Source organism: Thalassotalea litorea (assembly GCF_005843925.1).
Classification (GTDB): Bacteria; Pseudomonadota; Gammaproteobacteria; order Enterobacterales; family Alteromonadaceae; genus Thalassotalea_A; species Thalassotalea_A litorea_A.
Genome location: NZ_VCBC01000003.1, coordinates 23,233 through 45,513 on the forward strand (window position 1 = coordinate 23,233; position 22,281 = coordinate 45,513).

At 44.6% G+C, this 22,281-nt stretch carries 24 protein-coding genes; 13 read left to right on the forward strand and 11 right to left on the reverse strand.

Annotated features, from left to right (window positions below; genetic code table 11):
• Nucleotides 1-63: 63 nt before the first annotated feature.
• Together FE810_RS02075 and glnA are read right to left on the reverse strand one after the other, a co-directional pair.
• Nucleotides 64-582 (reverse strand): DUF4124 domain-containing protein, encoded by a 519-nt coding sequence (locus FE810_RS02075; protein ID WP_138318378.1) that lies wholly within the window; start codon nucleotides 580-582, stop codon nucleotides 64-66.
• Nucleotides 583-848: 266 nt separating this feature from the next.
• A complete protein-coding gene (gene glnA, locus FE810_RS02080; RefSeq protein ID WP_138318379.1) occupies nucleotides 849-2,255 on the reverse strand; it encodes a glutamate--ammonia ligase in 1,407 nt (468 codons plus the stop codon).
• A gap of 438 nt (nucleotides 2,256-2,693) precedes the next feature.
• On the opposite strand from glnA, the gene typA reads away from it, so the two are divergent.
• Both typA and FE810_RS02090 read left to right on the forward strand, forming a co-directional pair.
• On the forward strand, nucleotides 2,694-4,517 hold the full coding sequence (typA, locus tag FE810_RS02085) for a translational GTPase TypA (RefSeq protein WP_138318380.1): 1,824 nt from the start codon (nucleotides 2,694-2,696) through the stop codon (nucleotides 4,515-4,517).
• A gap of 340 nt (nucleotides 4,518-4,857) precedes the next feature.
• A complete protein-coding gene (locus FE810_RS02090) occupies nucleotides 4,858-5,085 on the forward strand; it encodes a helix-turn-helix domain-containing protein (protein WP_138318381.1) in 228 nt (75 codons plus the stop codon).
• A gap of 164 nt (nucleotides 5,086-5,249) precedes the next feature.
• On the opposite strand, the gene FE810_RS02095 is transcribed toward FE810_RS02090, so the two are convergent.
• Nucleotides 5,250-5,834 carry a superoxide dismutase gene (locus tag FE810_RS02095; protein ID WP_138318382.1) on the reverse strand — a complete coding sequence of 195 codons (585 nt, stop codon included), beginning with the start codon at nucleotides 5,832-5,834 and terminating at the stop codon, nucleotides 5,250-5,252.
• A 316-nt stretch (nucleotides 5,835-6,150) separates the two neighbouring features.
• Here FE810_RS02095 and FE810_RS02100 point away from each other — a divergent pair, with 316 nt between their 5' ends.
• Complete coding sequence (locus tag FE810_RS02100) at nucleotides 6,151-6,783, forward strand: urate hydroxylase PuuD (protein ID WP_246036855.1); 633 nt, start codon at nucleotides 6,151-6,153, stop codon at nucleotides 6,781-6,783.
• A gap of 109 nt (nucleotides 6,784-6,892) precedes the next feature.
• Here the strand turns inward: FE810_RS02100 and FE810_RS02105 are convergent, their stop codons facing one another.
• Nucleotides 6,893-7,120 (reverse strand): hypothetical protein, encoded by a 228-nt coding sequence (locus tag FE810_RS02105; protein ID WP_138318383.1) that lies wholly within the window; start codon nucleotides 7,118-7,120, stop codon nucleotides 6,893-6,895.
• A gap of 314 nt (nucleotides 7,121-7,434) precedes the next feature.
• Between FE810_RS02105 and FE810_RS02110 the strand changes: the two genes are divergently transcribed.
• Genes FE810_RS02110 through FE810_RS02145 form a run of 8 tightly spaced genes read left to right on the forward strand, consistent with a single transcriptional unit; the run spans nucleotide 7,435 to nucleotide 13,515 of the window.
• On the forward strand, nucleotides 7,435-8,304 hold the full coding sequence (locus FE810_RS02110) for a virulence factor BrkB family protein (protein WP_138318384.1): 870 nt from the start codon (nucleotides 7,435-7,437) through the stop codon (nucleotides 8,302-8,304).
• A 28-nt stretch (nucleotides 8,305-8,332) separates the two neighbouring features.
• The gene (pip, locus tag FE810_RS02115) at nucleotides 8,333-9,301 is read left to right on the forward strand and encodes a prolyl aminopeptidase (RefSeq protein WP_246036857.1); all 969 of its coding nucleotides are present in this window, start codon (nucleotides 8,333-8,335) and stop codon (nucleotides 9,299-9,301) included.
• Nucleotides 9,302-9,316: 15 nt separating this feature from the next.
• Nucleotides 9,317-9,754 (forward strand): D-aminoacyl-tRNA deacylase, encoded by a 438-nt coding sequence (gene dtd, locus FE810_RS02120; protein ID WP_138318385.1) that lies wholly within the window; start codon nucleotides 9,317-9,319, stop codon nucleotides 9,752-9,754.
• Between the two features lie 12 nt (nucleotides 9,755-9,766).
• Entirely contained in the window at nucleotides 9,767-10,702 is a 936-nt protein-coding gene (locus FE810_RS02125) for a bifunctional GNAT family N-acetyltransferase/hotdog fold thioesterase (RefSeq protein WP_138318386.1), read from the forward strand.
• Entirely contained in the window at nucleotides 10,692-11,573 is an 882-nt protein-coding gene (locus FE810_RS02130) for a Rossmann-fold NAD(P)-binding domain-containing protein (RefSeq protein WP_138318387.1), read from the forward strand. The genes FE810_RS02125 and FE810_RS02130 overlap by 11 nt, the downstream gene beginning before the upstream one ends.
• A gap of 5 nt (nucleotides 11,574-11,578) precedes the next feature.
• Nucleotides 11,579-11,809: a hypothetical protein gene (locus FE810_RS02135; RefSeq protein WP_138318388.1), complete on the forward strand. Its 231-nt coding sequence runs from the start codon at nucleotides 11,579-11,581 to the stop codon at nucleotides 11,807-11,809.
• A gap of 53 nt (nucleotides 11,810-11,862) precedes the next feature.
• The gene (locus FE810_RS02140; protein WP_138318389.1) at nucleotides 11,863-13,002 is read left to right on the forward strand and encodes a PQQ-dependent sugar dehydrogenase; all 1,140 of its coding nucleotides are present in this window, start codon (nucleotides 11,863-11,865) and stop codon (nucleotides 13,000-13,002) included.
• A gap of 6 nt (nucleotides 13,003-13,008) precedes the next feature.
• On the forward strand, nucleotides 13,009-13,515 hold the full coding sequence (locus FE810_RS02145; RefSeq protein ID WP_138318390.1) for a hypothetical protein: 507 nt from the start codon (nucleotides 13,009-13,011) through the stop codon (nucleotides 13,513-13,515).
• 79 nt (nucleotides 13,516-13,594) lie between these two features.
• Here FE810_RS02145 and FE810_RS02150 read toward each other — a convergent pair whose 3' ends face one another.
• The 3 genes from FE810_RS02150 to FE810_RS02160 form a co-directional block, all read right to left on the reverse strand.
• A complete protein-coding gene (locus tag FE810_RS02150; RefSeq protein WP_171022210.1) occupies nucleotides 13,595-14,551 on the reverse strand; it encodes an SPFH domain-containing protein in 957 nt (318 codons plus the stop codon).
• The gene (locus tag FE810_RS02155) at nucleotides 14,551-15,468 is read right to left on the reverse strand and encodes an SPFH domain-containing protein (protein WP_246036858.1); all 918 of its coding nucleotides are present in this window, start codon (nucleotides 15,466-15,468) and stop codon (nucleotides 14,551-14,553) included. Before FE810_RS02155 ends, FE810_RS02150 begins: the two co-directional genes overlap by 1 nt.
• A 127-nt stretch (nucleotides 15,469-15,595) precedes the next feature.
• Complete coding sequence (locus tag FE810_RS02160; protein WP_138318391.1) at nucleotides 15,596-16,045, reverse strand: NfeD family protein; 450 nt, start codon at nucleotides 16,043-16,045, stop codon at nucleotides 15,596-15,598.
• A gap of 275 nt (nucleotides 16,046-16,320) precedes the next feature.
• Between FE810_RS02160 and FE810_RS02165 the strand changes: the two genes are divergently transcribed.
• Nucleotides 16,321-17,118, forward strand: a complete 798-nt coding sequence (locus FE810_RS02165) for a CPBP family intramembrane glutamic endopeptidase (RefSeq protein ID WP_138318392.1) — start codon at nucleotides 16,321-16,323, stop codon at nucleotides 17,116-17,118.
• 63 nt (nucleotides 17,119-17,181) lie between these two features.
• Here FE810_RS02165 and FE810_RS02170 read toward each other — a convergent pair whose 3' ends face one another.
• Entirely contained in the window at nucleotides 17,182-17,682 is a 501-nt protein-coding gene (locus tag FE810_RS02170; RefSeq protein WP_138318393.1) for a gamma-glutamylcyclotransferase family protein, read from the reverse strand.
• 77 nt (nucleotides 17,683-17,759) lie between these two features.
• Here FE810_RS02170 and FE810_RS02175 point away from each other — a divergent pair, with 77 nt between their 5' ends.
• Nucleotides 17,760-17,927 (forward strand): GNAT family N-acetyltransferase, encoded by a 168-nt coding sequence (locus FE810_RS02175; RefSeq protein ID WP_138318394.1) that lies wholly within the window; start codon nucleotides 17,760-17,762, stop codon nucleotides 17,925-17,927.
• A gap of 225 nt (nucleotides 17,928-18,152) precedes the next feature.
• Here the strand turns inward: FE810_RS02175 and hutH are convergent, their stop codons facing one another.
• From hutH to hutC, 3 genes are read right to left on the reverse strand one after another with little or no spacing between them, the layout of a single operon-like run.
• Nucleotides 18,153-19,685, reverse strand: a complete 1,533-nt coding sequence (gene hutH, locus FE810_RS02180; RefSeq protein WP_138318395.1) for a histidine ammonia-lyase — start codon at nucleotides 19,683-19,685, stop codon at nucleotides 18,153-18,155.
• Between the two features lie 11 nt (nucleotides 19,686-19,696).
• On the reverse strand, nucleotides 19,697-21,376 hold the full coding sequence (gene hutU, locus FE810_RS02185) for a urocanate hydratase (RefSeq protein ID WP_138318396.1): 1,680 nt from the start codon (nucleotides 21,374-21,376) through the stop codon (nucleotides 19,697-19,699).
• A 15-nt stretch (nucleotides 21,377-21,391) separates the two neighbouring features.
• Complete coding sequence (hutC, locus tag FE810_RS02190) at nucleotides 21,392-22,096, reverse strand: histidine utilization transcriptional repressor HutC (protein ID WP_138318397.1); 705 nt, start codon at nucleotides 22,094-22,096, stop codon at nucleotides 21,392-21,394.
• Nucleotides 22,097-22,281: the final 185 nt, after the last annotated feature.

Below are 22,281 nucleotides of genomic sequence, written 5' to 3' on the forward strand. Positions count from 1 at the left end.
TGCGGTACAGATTTCAGTGTACGTAATAGCGATTTAAATTGCACGAATTTCGTGAGGTATAGCTTAGTTGACCCTGGCTCGGTGCAAATAAATCGTCCTTTCCTTAGACGATGCAATAACCTTGCCTTGATTGTTGATTAGCTCTAATTTTATTTTATGTTCGCCACGATCGACGTTTCTCAGAATAAATACTGAGCGGGTTTGCGGTTCACCATGTTTTTCACCGTTAAATATCAACTGTACGGTTAGGCCGCGTTTAAACACTGGCGACACCTGACCTGAGATATAAACAGAACCTGAGTTATCGCGAATGGTTGCGTGATCTTCTGGCTGATTAATTGATACATTAAACTCTTCGACTTTCGCTCTTGGAGTGATATCCAAAATCGATGTATCCACGGAACTGATAATCGTTTGTTGATCATCGACTTCGATTAATTCAGCACCGGGTTTAGCCGTATCAGAAAAAACCACATTGCCTTGCTCGTCCTTCCACGCATATATTTTGGATTGCGCATGCAAAGCCGCCGCGGATAGTAAGGATAAGAGTATTAAAACTGTGGTAGTCCATTTCCGTAACATAGGTCAGTATTCCGTTGGCTTGGTGCCTAAAATATTTTGCAAATACCCTCAGGTTTCTGCGATCTCTGATTGTTAATAATTATGTATTAATAACAAGGGAAACACCAATTTAACAAATTATCGGGGTTGAGGCTAATTCATGACTCTACAACAAGGCGTTGCTTTGACAATTGAACGGTCTGCCTTAAGAGGTTGAGCGCAGCCAACGTTACTTGGATAGAAAAAAGCCCGCATTAAGCGGGCTTTTTAAATCAGTAAAAAACCGATTAAACGCTGTAGTACATTTCGAACTCAACTGGGTGAGTTGTCATGTTCAGCTTCTCGATCTCAGCACGCTTAAGTTCAGCATAGGCTTCAATCATGTCAGTGGTGAATACACCACCAGCGGTTAGGAAGTCCATATCAGCGGCAAGGCAATCAAGCGCTTCTTCTAAAGAACTACAAACTTGTGGGATCGCTGCAGCTTCTTCAGCTGGCAGGTCATACAAATCTTTATCCATTGCATCGCCCGGGTGGATCTTGTTTTTGATACCGTCAAGGCCAGCCATAAGCATTGCTGCGAAAGCAAGGTATGGGTTCGCTGTTGGATCAGGGAAACGTACTTCGATACGACGCGCTTTCGGGCTAGGAACTACAGGGATACGGATTGAAGCAGAACGGTTACGTGCAGAGTATGCAAGCATTACCGGTGCTTCGAAACCAGGAACTAGACGCTTGTATGAGTTAGTAGAAGCGTTAGTGAAAGCGTTTAGTGCTTTAGCGTGCTTGATGATACCGCCGATGTAGTAAAGAGCAGTTTCAGAAAGTCCGCCATACTGATCACCAGAGAACAGGTTAACACCGTCTTTTGCTAAAGACTGGTGACAGTGCATGCCGGTACCGTTATCGCCAACGACTGGTTTTGGCATGAAAGTAGCTGTTTTACCGTAAGCGTGTGCAACGTTGTGTACAACATACTTGTAGATTTGGATTTCGTCGGCTTTGTTAACCATAGTGTTGAAACGCGTTGCGATTTCATTTTGACCCGCAGTCGCTACTTCATGGTGATGTGCTTCAACAACAAGGCCCATCTCTTCCATTACCAGACACATTGCTGAACGAAGATCCTGAGATGAATCAACTGGTGCTACTGGGAAGTAACCACCTTTAACGTTAGGACGATGACCTGTGTTACCGTCTTCATAGGTAGTTGCTGAGTTCCAGATTGCTTCTTTGTCATCAATCTTATACATAGAACCACTCATATCTGTGTGGAACTTAACGTCATCGAATAAGAAAAACTCTGGCTCTGGACCAAATAAAACAGTATCTGCGATACCAGTGCTACGCATATATTCTTCGGCACGCTTAGCAACTGAACGTGGGTCACGCTCATAACCTTGCATCGTTGTAGGCTCAACAATGTCACAACGGATGTTTAAAGTTGTTTCTTCTGTAAACGGGTCAAGTACGGCTGTTTCCGCGTCTGGCATTAGAACCATGTCAGATTCATTGATGCCTTTCCAACCAGAGATTGAAGAACCATCGAACATTTTGCCATCTTCAAAGAAGTCTGCATCGACTTGATGATGAGGAAGTGAAACGTGCTGCTCTTTACCTTTGGAATCAGTGAAGCGCAAATCAACGAACTTAACGTCGCTTTCTTTAATCAAATTTAAAACTGCTTGTGACATGTACGTCTCCGAAATTATTCTGCAGGTTAAAATATAAATGTACTAACATTTGCTATGCATAGCCCAAGCGATAATCGTGCCAACTTTATAACCACTGTTTTATCAAGGCATCGGCATTTTATGCTTGTCCGGTTTGCACCACCTTGGTGCTGCTGCGGATCATTATAGTGCGTAAATATCAGGTTGCCCTGAAATTTTTAGCGAGTATTCGGCTATTGTACCATTACAGTGAATTTTCACAGAATTATTTCCTCGCGTTGACAATTTGTTCGCATCTAAATTCGTCGCAATAACGAATATTTCATTTCACTATCGCGACGTTCATAATGTGATTTTGCTCCCGTACAATTTAAATTTTCTTTGTCGACAGCAGTGCTGTACAATACGCGCCCAAAGTTAAGGGCGAAACGCGCCCAAATATAGGTAAGGGCGAACACAGTGTTAGACAAATTACGCAATATTGCGATCATCGCGCACGTTGACCATGGTAAAACTACTTTGGTTGACAAACTGCTACAACAATCCGGAACTTTAGATTCTCGTGCTGATCTTGATGATCGTGTGATGGACTCTAATGACATCGAAAAAGAACGTGGTATTACTATCCTTGCGAAAAATACCGCGATTAACTGGAACGACTACCGTGTAAATATCGTCGATACTCCAGGTCACGCCGATTTCGGTGGTGAAGTAGAGCGTGTTATGTCGATGGTTGATTCGGTATTGCTAATCGTCGATGCTCAAGAAGGCCCGATGCCGCAAACACGCTTCGTAACCCAAAAAGCGTTCGCGCAAGGGTTAAAGCCTATCGTTGTTATCAATAAAATTGATAAGCCGGGTGCTCGTCCTGACTGGGTTATGGATCAAGTCTTTGATTTATTCGATAACTTAGGTGCGACTGACGAACAGTTGGACTTTAAAGTGGTTTATGCTTCAGCTATTAATGGTTGGGCAGCTCATGAAGAAGGTGTTGAAGGCGAAGACATGACACCATTATTTGAAACGATTATTGACGAAGTACCTGCACCAGATGCAGACATCGACGGCCCGTTCCAAATGCAAATCTCGCAACTCGACTACAACTCTTATGTTGGCGTTATCGGTGTTGGTCGTGTTACCCGTGGTACGGTTAAGCCTGGTCAGCAAGTAACGATAAACACAGCCGCGGGCAAAATCCACAACGGCAAAGTCGGTACGGTTCTTGGCTATCTTGGTCTGGAGCGTTATGAAGCGGAATCTGCGAAAGCCGGTGACATTATTGCGATCACAGGTTTAGGCGAACTGAAAATTTCCGATACGATTTGTTGTCCTACCGAAGTTGAGCCATTACCACCGCTAAGTGTTGATGAACCAACGGTGACCATGACATTCCAGGTAAACACATCACCATTTTCTGGTCAGGAAGGTAAATACGTCACATCACGTAATATCCTTGATCGTTTGCAAAAAGAATTGGTTCATAACGTTGCACTTCGTGTTGAAGAAACTGATGATCCGGACAAATTCCGTGTATCAGGCCGTGGTGAGTTACACCTAGGTATCTTGATTGAAAACATGCGTCGTGAAGGTTATGAATTAGCAGTATCTCGTCCTGAAGTTATCATGATTGAGAAAGACGGCGAAGTTCAGGAACCGTATGAAACGGTAACCGTTGATGTCGAAGAAGAGCATCAAGGTTCGATCATGGAAAAAATGGGGATTCGCAAAGCCGAATTAACCGATATGGCACCAGATGGTAAAGGTCGCATTCGTATGGACTTTATTATGCCATCGCGTGGCTTAATTGGTTTCCAAACCGAATTTATGACTCTAACCTCTGGTAGTGGTTTGATCTACCACACGTTCCTTCAGTACGGTCCTCATAAGGGCGGTGAAATTGGTCAGCGTATCAATGGTGTCCTTATTGCTAACGCAACGGGTAAAGCATTAACCAATGCCTTGTTTAACTTGCAAGAACGTGGCCGTTTAATGATTGGTCACGGTGTGGAAGTTTATGAAGGTATGGTGATTGGTATTCACAATCGTGATAATGACCTTACCGTAAACGCCCTGAAAGGTAAGCAACTAACCAACGTTCGTGCCTCTGGTACGGATGATGCGCAAGTACTTTCACCACCAATTGTGATGACCTTGGAGCAAGCTTTAGAATTCATCGACGATGATGAACTGGTTGAAGTAACCCCTGAGAACATTCGCATCCGTAAACGATTCCTGAAAGAGTCGGACCGTAAGCGTGAATCGCGTAACTCTAAGAAAGCCTAATCGCAAGCTAAATTAGATTTCGCTTTACTGAATTTGAAAACGCCGGCTAACGCCGGCGTTTTTGTATCTGAAATTATCACCTATAACAACTCGTAATCACCCTCTAATTTTTCTTAACCCTTACACTCGCTACGGGTGAGTTTTAAAGGCATTTATCCGGCGTTACTGATTTTGGCAAAGGAGCGACCATTCTCTGCAATCAAAGCCTTGCCGAAAAGCCTTTAATTTCTCACTGAATGGGAAAACACTTAGTGGAATAGGTGTTTTTTCTTGTAGGAAAAGCCAGTAATATCAATTTATTTCAATCGGTTATCGCCATGAATTGCGGGTGGGAGTGATTATGGCCTTAGGTGAAGTAATAAAACAAACACGACAAGACAGGCAATTGAGTCAACCTCAACTCAGTGAGCAGGCGGGTATAGAAACATCTTATTTATCCATGCTGGAAAATGATAAATCGATCCCTTCCGATGAGATTTTAACGGCCATACGAAAATCTTTAGATTTAATCCTTACTCAGGCTCTCGATTTTATTTCTTCGGCTGCAGAGCTCAACCGGTTGCAGTAGGTATCAGGGATTTTTCTATTCGTATTATCAATGATTGGATTTTTGCTGGAATCGCGAAGGGTAAGTCGAAATAAGTAAAATACTCGGTACTATACGAAATCTAAGGAAATCTAAGCAATAAAAAAGCGACCATCGGTCGCTTTTTCAACAAGTATCAATCGTAATTAGGCGTTGAAATTGTCGTTAGCAAATTCCCAGTTAGCCAATGCCCAGAACGCTTTCATGTAAGAAGGGCGCAAGTTACGGTAATCGATGTAGTAAGCATGTTCCCACAAATCAACCGTCAATAGCGGTGTTACACCTTCTTCAGTAAGCGGTGTTGCCGCATTTGAAGTGTTCACGATAGCCAGGCTGCCGTCAGCATTTTTCACCAACCAGGTCCAGCTTGAACCAAAGTTGTTTACAGCACTGTTATTGAATTGTTCCTGGAATGCGTCAAAAGAACCAAACTGAGCATCAATCGCTGCAGCTAATTCACCTGTTGGCTTACCAGCACCGCTTGGCGTTAGTGAATTCCAGTAAAATGTATGGTTCCAGATTTGTGCCGCGTTATTGAAAACACCACCAGAAGACTTCTTAACGATCTCTTCTAAAGAAGCGTTAGCAAATTCAGTACCTTCAATCAGGCCATTAAGCTTAACCACATAGGTGTTGTGGTGCTTGCCGTAGTGGTACTCAAGGGTTTCAGCAGAAATATGTGGTGCAAGGGCATCTTGTGCGTAAGGCAACGCAGGTAAGGTAATCGCCATGTCGAGGTCTCCGAGTTGAAAAAATAAAACAATCAGATAAAAGAAAGGGTATGCCACAATGTCCATCTGGGCAAAAGTAGGCACACGCCACGAAAAATCGGGAATAGTTTACTGAAAATTCCCGCTATTACTAGCTTTATCGGATAAAAATCCTGCAATTTACTGATTTACTGGTCGAATTTGCTAAATGGTTTGATAGAGGTTATGTTGGAGTCGATTCAATTACCCGTAAAGGAAAGCCTTTGTAAGGCGTTAACTTTACTCATAATAATAGTACCGATACCGTTTAGGTTTGGTCGATAACAAAGGGGAATTTATGTCGATAATGGACATGATTAACATGCTTACCCGTTGGGGGCATGTGCTTTTCGGTTTAACCTGGATTGGTTTGCTGTATTATTTTAATTTTATTCAAGGTGGTTATTTTAAAAAGGCGACACCTGAGGCGTTAGCGGATGCGAAGAAGCATCTTGCACCTGAAGCATTATGGTGGTTCCGCTGGGGCGCTATGTTTACCTTTATCACCGGTTTATTACTTTTGGTGGGCGTTCACAAACTGAACGTCATGAATGACTATATTGTGGTCGGTGTAGCCTTAGGTACGTTAATGTTCTTAAACGTTTGGCTAGTGATTTGGCCAAATCAAAAAGTTGCATTGGGTATGGTTGAAGGTGACGGTCCTGCCGCTGCGGGTAAAGCATTGCTTGCCTCTCGTACCAATACGCTTTTCTCCGGTCCAATGCTGTTTTTCATGTTGGCCGGTCCACATTACGCGGGTTATGGTATGGGCGTGGGGTCAACCGCTCTTTGGGTTTGTTTAGCAATTGCGGCGGTTCTGGAAATCAATGCATTAGCCGGTAAACAAGGCCCAATGACCACAGTGAAAGGGGTGATTACCTCAAGCATTGTGTTAACCGCAATAATGGTTGGATTGTTTGTCGCACTTTAAGGTGAACTGACAATCTCGATTTACTTGCCACACTTGTGGCAAAGTACACAGTAAAAGACCAGCCTGGTGCTGGTCTTTTTTATGGAAATTTCGCCAAGGTCGACATCGGTTAGTCGACTTGTTGGGCAAGACCCTTGTAGCGGGCGGCATCTACGATGGCCCAAATATGAACGACGGCGCCAATAAACCAGGCAACCACGGTGGCATATAATCCCGCCGTTGCGATAAAGAATATAATCGCCGGTAAGATCCTACCTTGTACAAGTTGGCCAAGCCCCGGAATAAAAAAACTACAAATTGCCGCCAGAACATTACCGCCGGAACCTTGTTGAGCCATATTTTTCTCCTTTATATATCTGCCATCAAAGTTGTAGATTGGTATAATTTTGTTAATCTATAGCCAATACCAATTAACGTAAGTCGTTGCCCATGCAGAGAAAACATTTTAAATGTCTGGGGCACCGCAGTCGAATGTCGGGTAATGCCACCTAAATATTGTAAAATACGCCCATGGAAATGCTTGAGAGTTATTCAAAATTGCGCACTTTTCTGTCTAATTGGTATTATTAATCAATAGTATAGCTGGATTTTCGAATCCTATATTTGCCCTCAACCAAGATCGTCAGGATCAATAATATTGCCAGGATAGCCATGATTAACATCACCCAGGAATCTTTAGTTGCTTATTGGCAACAAGTTAAACTTTTTTCACTGCATCTTTTTAATCGGTGTAAAGAAGACCAGATTAAGATTTCATCAGGGTATCTTTCCTATGTCACCTTAATGTCATTGGTGCCATTGGTTCTGGTGATGTTTTCGATATTTTCGGCATTTCCACTTTTTTCTGAAGTCTATGAAAAGATTGAAGAATTCACATTTAATCACTTTATGCCTACGGCGTCTGAACAGGTACGCGCTCATATTGATGGCTTTGTCGATAATGCGTCAAAGATGTCTGCGATATCCATTACCGTGCTTTTCGCTTTAGCACTATTGCTGATTTCGAATATTGATACGTCGTTGAATAAAATCTGGCGGGTTCATCGCCCGCGTCGTCCGGTAATTTCATTTGCGTTATATTGGATGATTCTGACTTTAGGGCCATTGATTGCCGGGATCAGCATAACTGCAACCTCCTATGTCGTGGCATTGGTAAACTCTTCCGGTGTCGACTTTGGTGGGCTCAGCAGCGTGTTATTGCGCCTGGTCCCTTATCTCGCGTCGTTGGCCGGATTTATGGGGTTATATCTGGTCGTTCCAAATACCAATGTCCGTCTTAAACATGCCTTTTGGGGAGGTCTGGTTGCCGCATTGCTGTTTGAGTTGGGTAAGAAAGGCTTTGCTTTATATGTCACCCATTTACCGTCCTATGAGGCGATATATGGAGCGATGGCTGCCATTCCAATTTTATTCGTTTGGGTTTATTTATCGTGGTTAATCGTGTTTATTGGCGCCGAGTTTACGGTTTGTTTTCAGGAGTTTTCTTCGAATAAAAGCAAACCAGCTAAAATTAATGATTGAACCCAAGCCTAATCGGTAGAAGTGAATCATGCTGCGGCCGCTACACCCAAACATTACGCCTTACGATCAACAGATGCTCGATGTCGGCGATCATCAAATATATGTCGAGCAAAGTGGCAATCCGCAAGGCATCCCGGTGTTATATTTACATGGTGGCCCTGGTGCTGGCAGTAGTGCTGATCATCGACGTTATTTTGACCCAGAAAAGTATCGTATTATTATTTTTGATCAACGCGGCTGTGGACGTTCTACGCCCCATGCGAGCATCCACAATAATACGACCTGGGATTTAATCGAAGACATTGAAGAGATCCGTCAGCTGCTGGCGATCAATCAATGGTTAGTTGCCGGTGGCTCCTGGGGAACAACCCTTGCTATAGCTTATGGTATCAAGCATGTTGAAAACGTACTTGGTTTTATTTTAAGAGGAATATTTCTCGGTACTCCCGCCGAAGTTCAGTGGTTATATTCGCATCAAGGCGCAGCCGCAATCTTCCCGGATTATTATCAAGATTTTCTCATCCCTTTGCAGCCACATATCCAACAAGAGCCGGTAAAGGCGTATCAGCAACTACTGGATAGCGACAATGAGCTGGTAAAATTCCAGGCGGCCAAAGCCTGGAGTTTATGGGAGCAACGAATTTCGACGTTACACGCAAGCCTACACGTCATTGAAACCCCTGAGCAAGTTCATAGTGCGGTTGCGATGGCGCACATTGAAAACCATTACTTTAATCATCATTGCTTTCTTGAAGCGGACTATTTACTCAATCATATCGATACTATCAGCCATATTCCTGCGGTTATTATTCATGGCCGCTATGATATGGTCTGTCAGTTGCAACGCGCCCACCAATTGCAGCAACGATGGCAAAATGCGACGTTAAACATCATTCCGGATGCTGGCCATAGTGGCTTTGAAGTGGGAATAATTAATGCCTTCTGTCAGGCATCTGATAAGATGGCAGCTTTCATAGAAGAACAAACAAACCGTTAGATAATTAGATAGACAATGAAAGCATTATTGCAACGAGTAAGTCATGCCAATGTCCGTGTCGACGATACCCTGATTGGTGAAATTAACGCGGGCATTTTGGTGCTGGTCGCCATTGAAGATGGTGACACACCACAAACCGTAAAGCGCATGGCTGAAAAAATCAGTAAATACCGTATGTTTAGTGATGCCGATGGGAAAATGAACCTCAATGTATCGCAAATTGGTGGCGAGGTGCTGGTAGTCTCGCAATTCACCCTAGCGGCTGACACGAATAAAGGATTACGGCCCAGTTTTAGCCGCAGCGCAGAACCATCCCTTGGTCATTCTCTGTATTTACAGTTGGCCGAGCATATTGCGAATACAGGGATCCCCGTCTCAACTGGCCAGTTTGCGGCAGACATGAAGGTCGCGTTGCTCAATGATGGCCCCGTTACCTTTATGCTGGAAATGTAAGGGGCGACATTGATGATAGAACTTCCGAAAGGCTTTACATTACTGCAGCCCATAACCGAGACTCAGTTAACCGCTTATCACCAATTACGATATCGACTACTCAGGGAGCCCTGGCAGCAACCCAAAGGTTCAGAAACCGATGAACTGGAGCGGCAAAGCACACATCGTATGATTGTTGATTCTGATGGTCGAGTTGCCGCAGTAGGGCGATTACATAAATCGGCTCAGGATCAAGGCCAGATTCGTTTTATGGCCGTAGATCCAGCCTACCAAGGCAAAGGCCTGGGTAAACTTATGCTGCAGGCATTGGAGCAACAAGCGATAAAGGACGGTGTCGCGACGATCCTGTTAAATGCCCGTGAAGTGGCGTTGGACTTTTATCTCGCCTGTGACTATCAATTAATCGGTGAAGCGCATACCCTGTATGGTCAGGTGAAGCATTTTGCGATGACAAAGTCCTTAACTTCAGAAAAGTCATTAACGGGCCAAACGGGCTATCAAAGTTCACTGCAAACACTGTCCAGCCTGTGGCAGCAAACCATTCCGATCACCCAGGCGTTTAAATTCATACCATGCTTTTATGATCAACAAGTGTTTGTTGTCAGCGCCGATCGCAGTGCCAATGTTAACCTTCATCAAACGATGTTCGCAGGCAGTATTTATTCTCTGGCAACGTTAACCGGTTGGGGCTGGGTTTATATGCAACTGCAACAGCACAAATTGCAAGGGGATATCGTCCTCGCTGATGCCAACATACGATATCACCAACCACTCCATGGCTATGGCGTTGGCCGTACCAAAACTTCGCTAAACCAAGGCGATTTTAGTCATTATCAGGAAAAAGGTAAGACACGATTTAATGTCAGTGTTGAAGTGTTCGATGGTGACAGCTTATGCGCCACATATACGGGCTTATTTGCAGTGAGAAGAGCGAATCATGAAAAATAAATCGATTACTATTATTGGTGCGGGGTGGCTTGGGTTACCGCTGGCGCAGCATCTCAAAGCCAATGGTGCCGATGTCCTGGTAACCGCAACCAGTGACGAGAACGTCAAGGTACTCGCTGGCAAAGGCTTGACCGCTGTTTGTTATCAGGTCAAACCTGAAAACAATTGCGCTAATGATCCAGTCGATGGCCTGATGAATGCTCAAAGCCGTAAATCTCGGGTTTTTGCCAGCGATGTTGTGGTGGTTTGTATTCCCCCCCGTATTCGCCATGGCCAAACCGATTATCCGAATATCATTGCTCAGTTAGTTAAAGATGCGAGTAGCGTTAAAAGCCAGGTGAAACAATTTATCCTGTGCAGCTCTACCGCCGTTTACAATGGTTTAGCCGCGGCAGTGGATGAAACCAGCGAATTAAATCTGACGACTGAGAAAACTAAAATTTTGGCTCAGGCGGAACAGCAGGTGTTAAGGAGTTCAATCCCGTTATCTCAGGTGATTCGCTTAGGGGGCTTAATTGGTCCAAACCGTCACCCGGGTAAATTTTTCCGGGCAGGACGCGTGATCCCAAACCCGGATTCAGTGATAAATTTTATTCATCAAGCGGATGTCATTGGTATCATTGGTTTTATGATCGAAAATTGTGCAACCTTAACCGCAGACATTATAAATGCGGTGGCACCAGCGCATCCAAGCAGACGCGAGTTTTATCAAGCGGCACACCGGGTAGTCAATGGTGATTGTCCTGAATTTTCCGAACAAGTTGAACAACAAGGTAAGCGGGTTGAGCCGAATGTGCTGTTAAGACAGAATTACCCATTTCAATACCGGGACGTCATGGCCTGGCTGCAACCTGGCAACGAACAGGGTTAAAGATTATGATGCAAAGGACGAATAAACTCCGCTGGATAATGGTACTTTTTATTCTTTGGCTACACGTCAGCCTGATTGATCTATTTTTGATTTCCAGCTCTGGGGCTAAACTTTTATTGCAGCAAAACCTGACATTTAAGACAATTATCGTTCACATTAGCGTTGCGGCGCTGGCAACACTGGTGATCTGGTCAGCCCATCGTTTACAATTAATGCTATGTCGCCGCAAACAATAATTGCCGTTTATTTGCGGTTTCATCAATACAAACAGGATATTAAGTAGGATCTTATGTTAAATAAATTCGGTTTTAAAATTATCACTGCCGCACTGCTGGCAGGCCCTGCGATCAGCACCTCGGCGGTTGCCGATTCAGGTCCTGAGATTGCAGACTCAAAGTTGCAAGCTGGCTTTGAAGCAACATTACTTACCGATGGTATTGATATCCCCTGGGGGATGACCCAGTTGCCTAACGGTGATTTACTGGTAACTGAGCGCGAAGGCGAAATTAAAGTGATTCGCGATGGCAAACTTCTTGAAGAAACCATTTCCGGGTTGCCGGATATTCACGATCACGGTCAAGGTGGTCTACTGGATATCGCCGTTGATCCGGATTACGCCAATAATGGCTGGATATATTTCACCTATTCCACCGAAGAGGGAGAGGGCAGTAATACCGCATTGATGCGTGCGAAGTTGCAAGACATGGAGCTTGTCGAAAAGCAGCAACTGTACAAAGCCCAGGGGGATAGCGAAAAACGTCAGCACTACGGTAGCCGCATCGCTTTCGACAAAAATGGCGATTTGTTTTTTTCGATTGGTGATCGGGGGATGCGTGACGACAACCCACAGGATACTGCACTCGACAGTGGTAAAATCTATCGCCTAAAATCTGACGGTGAAATTCCTGCGGACAACCCGTTTGTCGGGGATAAAGAGGCCAAACCTGCGATATACAGCTATGGCCATCGTAACCCTCAGGGGTTAGCAATGGATCCTGCTACCGGTAATATCTGGGCAACGGAACATGGGCCGAAAGGGGGTGATGAAATCAACATCATTCAAAAGGGTCTCAATTATGGATGGCCAGTGATCAGTTATGGTGTAAATTACAGCGGCACATCATTTACAGATTTAACCGAAAAAGAGGGGATGGAACAGCCTGCGTTGCATTGGACTCCATCATTAGCGCCATCGGGTTTAACTTTTGTGACGTCCGATAAATATCCCCAGTGGCAGGGCAAAATGCTTGCCGGCTCAATGAAGTTCAATTATTTAGTCTTGGTCACTGTCGATGGCGATAAAGTCGTGTCCCAGGAAAAATTATTTAAGGATGTCGGTCGTGTTCGTAACGTATTCCAGGCACCAGATGGTTTTATCTATATAGGTATTGATGGTCAGGGTATTAAGAAAATCGTTCCGGTGCAGTAACAGATTATGGCAACCACTGAAAAGTTTACCATCACGTTTGATTTGGACAAATCCTACCTTAGGGAGTGCTTTGACCAATCACGCATTGAAGTGAAAAAATCATTTTTACAAACCTATGGTAAGGCCTTTATCTTGTTACTCATTGCCGGATTTATTCTTCAAGTAGAGGTTCAGGGCTTAAGCAAACACTTGGGTGCGTTCTTTATTATCCTTTCGGTTATCGAAATCCTCAGCCAAATTTATGCTCGTGGATGGTGGGTGACCAGGCAGATGCTGGCACGCAACTATGGCCATGAAATTGAGATTGAAATGTCAGAGCAAGAAATTCGCTGGCAAGGGGGGAAGCATACTCTCGTGTACCAATGGCCGCAAATTAAGCATCACCAAAAAACGCCATTAGGTGTCGTACTCACGACCGATGATGGTGCCCGTCATTATTTATCTAAGTCTCACTTTGAAACGGATTCGTGGCAGTTTCTATCTGCAAGATTAACGACGGCTGAATTAGATTAAGATGTACTTATTGCAGTATTGATCAAAGTAATAAAAAAGCGCCTTTGGGCGCTTTTTTATTTTGACTTACGGCCTTCGGCTAGCTTGGCTTTGTGTCCTTACCAATACTATTTAGGCCAATGGAGTCCATCCATTGCTGATAATCCATTAAGTTTGCCGGTAATATCACTTTGTTATTAGCTTTGCTTAAGCCTTTAAACTGGGCAAGATATTGCTCACTTAATTGCATCTCCAGCGCCTGTTGACCGCCTTCCTGATTAATAACCAGCGCCACCTTAGAGATCGATTCACTAGTCGCCCTTGCAAGCGCCAGGATTTCCGCAGCTTTACCTTCGGCAGCATTGATTCGACGCTGCTTTTCACCTTCCGAGACATTGATAGTTTCGCGCTTAATACCTTCGGAACGATTGATCAAACTTTGCTTGTCACCTTCGCTTTTGGCAAGGATCGCCCGGCGCTCACGCTCGGCATTGACCTGCATTTCCATGGCATTTTTAACCGTTTGTGGTGGTGACAGATTTTTGATTTCATAACGGTGTACCCGAATTCCCCATGTGTCTCCTGCGGCATCTAAAACCTCAACCACTTTTGCGCTAATCAAGTCTCGCTCTTCAAAGGTTCTGTCTAGCTCTAATGTACCAATCACTGAGCGCGTCGTGGTTTGTGCCAATTGCATCGCCGCAAAACGATAATCGGTGATACCGTAACTCGCTTTTACCGGATCAACGACTGAGATATAAATGACACCATCAACTTCGACATTGACTTCATCCTTGGAAAAACACTCCTGAGGTGGAACGTCAATGGTCTCTTCTTTGAGATCCTGAATGTAGGCAACGCGGTCGATAAAAGGTAATAAGGCATGAAATCCTGCCTCCAAGGTACAGTGATATTTACCTAAACGCTCAACAATATATGCGGACTTTGTCGGTACCAGGCGAATCGACTGGAAGAATTTCACGATCAATATCAGGAATAAAACGCCCCAGATAATCATTACCAGACCATCCATAGGTGCAATATTTTGAATATCCATTATTTACCTCCTTGCACGTTCGCGGTGACGTTATCCATGCCTTTGAAAAACCCCTCAAGTCGGGCGATCTCTGTTGGCATGATAGAAACATCGGCTTCATTGATGATATCGCCAGTTTGTTGGATAAAGGCCTGCATAAGTCGCATTTTGATGGCTTCATCACCACAGGGCTGCTTAGCTGCCTGAGCAATTAAGCCCATACCATTAGCGGTAGCATCGGCAATTATTTCAATCTCCTGAGCCCGACCTTCAGCTTCGTTAATCTGCTTTTGTTTGTCACCTTCAGACAAATTAATCGCATGCTGGCGTTGACCTTCCGAAAGGTTGATAACCGAATCACGCTCGGCATTAGCCAGGGTGATTTCCGCGCGTTTTTTACGCTCCGCTTCCATCTGCTTTTCCAGAGTGTGAATCACGTTTATGGAAGGCGTGATATTACGCACTTCATAACGAAGTACTTTGATGCCCCAAGGGTCGGACGCTTTATCGATTTCCCGGACGATGGTTTCATTTAATGTGTCACGCTCACTGAATGTCTGGCTTAAATTAAGCTTTCCGATTTCAGAGCGCATGGTTGTTTGTGCCAAATTAACACTGGCGCGACGATAGTCTTCGATACCATAACTGGCTTTCGCACCGTCCATCACTTTAATGTAAACCAAGCCATCGACATCAATTTGAATATTATCTTTCGAAATACAACTTTGCGCCGGAATATCGAGAACCTGTTCACGGGTTTCGTGACGATAGGCAACACGGTCAAAAAATGGGATCAAAAAATGCAGACCCGGTTGCATTACGGCTCGAAATTTTCCGAGGCGCTCAATGACGCAAACTTCGCGCATTTCAACGATTAGGATGAGTTTGAAAAGCACAAACAACACCGCTAACAGGGTAAAGGTAAAAATCGCTAACACTATATACTCCTTGTTTTATACCGATGACGAAATAACACGGGCCAGTAATGATAAAGCCTTTAATTAAAGCCAAGACGAACCTTATCCGTTGACCAGTTTCCTATCGCGATTGGTATTTTATAAATTATTAATATTCCACTCGTTCAACGACCAGAGAAATGTTTTCTCGGCAGATTACTTTCGCGGCTTCGCCTGGTTTTATTTCGCTACCATCGCCGAGCGCGGTCCAACTAGAACCCTGAAACGTGACTCGGCCTTTACGATTGCCAGGGCCTATGGTCTCTACGACTTCCACTTCGGCACCGAACATATCGAGTTCTTCATCGGTATTATCGATACGAGTATCGCCGCCAACCATTTTTTGCGTAATATTTCGAAATAGCAGTAATAGCAGCAAAGATAAAATAAACCAACATGTGAATGCGTGTACCCAATGGTCAATCAAACCAAGTTGCAGGGTGAGCGCAACTACAACAGCAGAGATACCGAGAAAGATGATGATCCCGCCGGGAATTATTATTTCCAGCAACATCATTAAGATCCCCAGGCCTCCCCAGATCGCGACGTTATTCTCCATAATGCATACCTCCTTTTGCGTACTAATTTCGGCGAAACCGCCGAGATTTATAGCGGATTTAAGCTCTGATATGTGATCGGAATGTAAACCACTATAGCAGGGGTTAATTTAAAATGCGACATATTATGTCATGCAAGTGTCTGCGAGGTTTCCTGTTCTGGCGTTTCATTTTGTTGCTTATCGGTATTAAATATTCATATAAAACAATTGCTAAACAAATGCCTATGACATTGTTTATACTGAAACTGGAAATATTTATTCAAGGATGAAACTTAATGAACGATAAACTAATGAAGGATTTACCTGAGTCGAAAATGGAAAATGAACAAAGCGAGGCGAACCAAACGCCCTCCTTAGAATATGCAGAGCATTTAACGGAACATAAATATATCTTTACTACCATGGGTTGGATGGCATTGCTCTATATTCCCACGTTAATATTGTCGATAGCTGTCAGCATTTATGCCGGCGCGGTGCTAAAAGTGGAAGATATGAATTCCTGGTTTATGGACGGTGATGTTACCGCTTTATTGGGGATTGGCATGGCAATTGTGACACTGCCATTTGTGTTTTATGCCACGTCCACGACTCCGGTGACCGACAAAAACAGACTGCTAGGGTTGCAACCTTCGATAGCGCCCAAGCAACTACTTAGCTGGGGTCTGATTACCGCGGGTTTTATTTGCGTTTGGTGGGGGGTTAATGCCACATTGGAGATCGAAACCCCGGAATTTATGGTTGGATTGAAAGCGACCACCGACAATGTCTGGCTTTTATTTTTGGCCATTTGCATAGTTGCGCCCATCTTCGAAGAAATTTTATTTCGCGGCTTTATGTTTGGACGGCTTGAGCATACTGCCATCGGGAAGTGGGGAACGTTGCTGATAACATCGTTAGTGTTTACCTTTATTCATGGTCAGTACAACGCCGTTGAATTGACCATGGTCTTTTCTCTCGCGCTATTACTCGGATACTCGCGGTTAAAAACCGGCAATATCTATGTGCCAATTTTTATCCATATGCTCAACAATACCGTTTCCATGGTGACTTTATATCTATTTGAAGTGGTTTAACGTCACTTTTTATCCGTACTAACGCTCTCTTTTGAGAGCGTTTTCCTGTATTAGCGTACGAGCTTACGTGGATTTATGGATTTTCTGTTCCCGTATATGTCTGTTTGAATCAGGGTCCTTAATTGCAACGATTGAGGCTATTTTTGAGTCAATATAGCTTGCTGGTAAGCTTGCTTGTTTCGCGCCAATCAATACGTGATTTAAGTACCAACAATAAGGCGATAATGACGCATCGATATCCGTTGCATAATAGCTAAATGCGGCGATCGACTCGCCTTTATTCGTGCTCACCTGTACCGCTTTAATCTCATAACCTTTACCTACACCTTCAATGGCATCCAAATCCGGCTTTTGCTCTGGATCGATTGTAAATACCACACCGTGTACGACATCGTCTGGATTCGCGGTGAAATAGGCATCACACTTGCCGGAACCATCATGGCTGGATTTGTGAAAGCGTAGGTCGTGTTGAGCCAGACTATAGATGCCAATAGGCGTTGCACTTGGCACCCGCGCGGTTAAACGCGCAATCGACATGTTTGAGCCATAAGCGAAGTAGTGCACAGTCCTATGTCCTTAAGTCGGGGAAATTTTCTTGATAGTAACTTAAAACCCCGCTGATTTTCCATGGAGAAAGTGCGATGATGCAAAACGGGATCGATTTTCTGACTCTGGACTCGCCATTAAATGCAGTAAATTTTTACCACCGGCTTGGGTTTATCGATGCCGGGCAAGGCAAATTTATTACGCAAAATGGTACTAATCTTGATTCTGTGCAAATGATTAAGTATCTGACCAATTCGCATTAAGCCGCTTTAAAACATCCTATCGATTTGGGGCTCAGGACGCCTGCATTTTCGAACTTTAATCATTTAAACTCAGTCAATCGAACATTTTAATTGCCTAAATTATTTGCGGTTGAGTAAACAGCTTGAGAAGGAAAAAATGGGTTTGCATGGAGAGGCTTTGGTTGGTGTTGTCCCAAAAAAAGCCCGGAAGAAACCGGGCTTTGGAAATGGATGCTTATGCAACCTTTACACGCTAGGTAGGGTATTGGTTGGCATTAAATCGTGGGCAAATGCACTTGCCAATAACTGACTCGCAGCTTCAATATCCGGTGCAAAGTAGCGATCTTTGTCGTAAAAAGTGACATTCGCACGCAGGGCTGCTTTGGCCTTTTCGACATTTTCAGAGCCCTTAAGTGGCGTCCGAAAATCCAGACCTTGAGCGGCGGCAAGATATTCTACCGCAATAACACCTAAGGTGTTATTCGCCATATCCGCTAAACGGCGACCGGCAAAGGCAGCCATGGATACGTGATCTTCCTGATTCGCCGATGTTGGCATACTGTCAACAGACGCCGGATGCGCTAAGGTTTTATTTTCAGACGCTAATGCTGCAGAGGTTACCTGTGCAATCATAAAACCAGAATTAACACCGCCATTATCAACTAAAAATGCCGGTAACTTACTCAGACTTGCATCGATAAGCAATGCCATGCGACGTTCCGATAATGCACCGATTTCGCTAATGGCAAGTGCCAGATTATCGGCGGCCATAGCAACCGGCTCCGCATGAAAGTTACCGCCGGAAATAAAATCACCATCGTCAGCGAAGACTAAAGGATTGTCGGTAACACCATTGGCTTCAACCAACAAAACTTCTGCTGCCTGACGGATTTGGGTTAAACAAGCACCCATAACCTGAGGCTGACAGCGCAATGAATAAGGATCCTGAACTTTTTCGCAATCAATATGGGATTGCGCAATTTCAGAGCTGTCATTTAGCATGTGTCGATAGGCGGCGGCGGCATCGATTTGACCCTGTTGCCCCCGAATTGCATGAACGCGGTGATCAAATGGCGAACGCGATCCCATTGCCGCTTCAACGCTCATCGCCCCAACCATAGTGCTGGACGCAAATAGATCTTCAGCTCTAAACAGACCTTCTAAGGAGAAAGCAGTTGACGCCTGGGTACCATTTAATAGTGCCAGACCTTCTTTAGCAGCAAGGGTTACTGGTGTCATGCCCGCAATTTTTAAACCTTTCGCGGCACTGATTATCTGGCCCTTGTGGATCACTTCACCTTCGCCCAATAAAGGTAATACCATATGGGACAATGGTGCCAGATCACCCGACGCACCAACACTGCCCTGTTTCGGCACGTAAGGATACACTTGAGCATTTATCAAGTTGATCAACGCTTCGATTACCGATAAACGAATACCAGAATATCCGCGGGACAAGGAGTTTATCTTAAGCACCATCATCAGGCGCACCGTCGCTTCATCCATTGGCTCGCCATAGCCGGCCGCATGGCTCAGAACAATCGAACGTTGTAATAATTCCAACTCTTCTGTTTTGATGCGGGTATTGGCCAATAAACCAAAACCGGTATTAATACCATAAACGACTTTGTCTTCACGAATCACCTTTTGTACGGCTTCCGCACTTTTATTGATCGCATCAAAACAGCCTGGATCTAAGGAGATTTTAACTGCCTCACGGCTTACTTTTCTTAAATCCGCCAAAGATAACTCACCGGAAACAATATTTAATTCAGACATCACAGGCTTCCTTATTTGTTAGTGATCATTGGCAAATCGAGACCTTGCTCATTTGCACAGTTGATGGCGATATCATAGCCAGCATCAGCATGCCGCATCACTCCGGTGGCAGGATCATTCCACAGTACGCGAGCTAAGCGAGCTTTGGCTTCATCGGTACCATCGGCAACGATAACTACGCCGGCGTGCTGGCTAAAGCCCATACCAACCCCACCACCATGGTGTAAGCTAACCCAGGTTGCACCCCCTGAAGTGGATAGCAAGGCATTCAATAGTGGCCAGTCGGAAACCGCATCGGAACCGTCTAACATGCTTTCTGTTTCACGATTTGGCGAGGCGACTGAGCCGGAATCTAAGTGATCTCGACCAATCACAACGGGCGCTTTTAACTCACCACTTTTGACCATTTCATTAAATGCTAACGCAAGGCGGGCACGATCTTTGAGGCCAACCCAACAAATTCGGGCTGGAAGACCCTGAAATGCGATACGCTCTCTGGCCATATCTAACCAATTATGCAGATTTGGATTATCAGGAATAAGCTCTTTCACTTTAGCGTCGGTTTTGTAGATATCTTCAGGATCGCCAGAAAGCGCGACCCAACGAAATGGTCCAATACCTTCGCAGAATAATGGGCGAATGTAAGCGGGAACAAAACCCGGGAAATCAAAGGCGTTTTTCACACCTTCTTCTAATGCCATTTGACGGATATTGTTACCGTAATCTGTGGTTGCAGCGCCTGCAGTTTGCAGATCCAGCATTGCCTGTACCTGAACGGCCATCGATTGCTTCGCCGCTTTTACCACTGCTGCTTCGTCTTTTGCTCGCATTTCGGCAGCATATTCCATGGTCCAACCCTGCGGCAGGTATCCATTTAACGGATCATGTGCTGAGGTTTGATCGGTTACCACATCTGGGGTGATACCGCGTTTTACTAATTCTGGAAATACGTCTGCGGCATTACCTAAAAGACCCACTGAGATAGCCTGGCCATCACTGATAGCTTCATCAATCATGCTCAATGCTTCATCAAGCGTGGTGGCTTTTTTATCTACGTAACGGGTTTTTAAACGAAAATCGATTCGGGTTTCGTCACATTCCACCACTAACGCACAAAATCCTGCCATGGTTGCAGCTAGTGGTTGTGCACCACCCATGCCGCCCAATCCACCAGTAAGCACCCACTTACCTTTGGCGTCACCATTAAAGTGTTTATTTGCCATGGCTGCAAAGGTCTCGTAAGTACCTTGAACAATACCTTGTGAGCCAATGTAAATCCATGAGCCTGCGGTCATCTGACCGTACATCATCAAGCCTTTTTTATCTAACTCGTTAAAATGCTCCCAGTTACCCCAGGTTGGTACTAAGTTAGAGTTGGCAATCAACACGCGCGGAGCATCTTTATGGGTTTTAAAAACACCTACGGGTTTACCCGATTGCACCAATAGAGATTCGTCATCTTCAAGGCGATTTAAAACTTCGATAATCTTGTCGTAACATTCCCAGTTACGAGCTGCACGGCCAATTCCGCCGTATACAACCAAAGACTGCGGGTGCTCAGCAACTTCCGGATCCAGGTTGTTCATTAACATACGTTTGGCCGCTTCGGTCAGCCAGCTTTTTGCGGTGATTTCGCTACCGCGATCGGCACGAATAACACGTGATTTGTCGAGACGAGGGTCTGAAGACATGATCTCTCCTACTCCTTAATTAAAAACAGAATGCCCACCTAGACGATAACGATCCCCTGGTGAGGTTAAAATTGCGAATGAAACCACTCCGGCTCGAGACCAGGTGCGGCGTTTGATTTGTAGGCAGGCGTTGTGTTCTGAAGTCTGCAAGTACTCACAAATTTCATTGTTGGCAACGACCGCTGAAATTTCCTGACTAGCCTCGGTCAGAGGCGCAACCTTTGACAGATATTCATGGGGAGTTATTCGATGGAAATCTTGTTCCCCATATTCCGGCAATAAATCCGCATCAACAAAGCGTTGTTCCAGTTGCACCGGTAGGCCATTATTTTTGTGTAAAATTAGCGATTGAAACACATTGCTGCCGATCGCTATTTGCAGGTTTTTGGCGATTTCTTCACTGGCTTCAAGGGATGTTAGTTGCAACAGTTGCGCAGAATAATCCCCACCATTTTCATTAATTTCATCTTTGATGCTGCGGATTTGCAACACCGATGACTGGGATTTGAAGCTGGCGACAAAGGTACCGGCACCTTTAGCCCGGCTAAGTACACCTTCTTCAGTGAGCTCCTGCAATGCCCGGCGGGCCGTCATTCTTGAAACCTGAAACTGATCCGCCAGCTCATTTTCTGAAGCCACCCGCGCCAGTTCAGGCAATACACCAGATTCAATTTGACCACGGATATGATCTTTAATTTGAGTAAATTTTGGTGTGGTCATAACAGCGTTGTACCTTTTCTGACAATATCGTTGAAGCCATCGTCACATGAATTATATAGCATAGAGAAAAATCTGAAGAGAATTCACTTGTATATACATCTTGTGAGGCTGAGGATCATAGACGATCTTTGTTGTATATACAAGTTGTGGGTCAGAGCAATTTATTGGCACAATTAATCCGCACT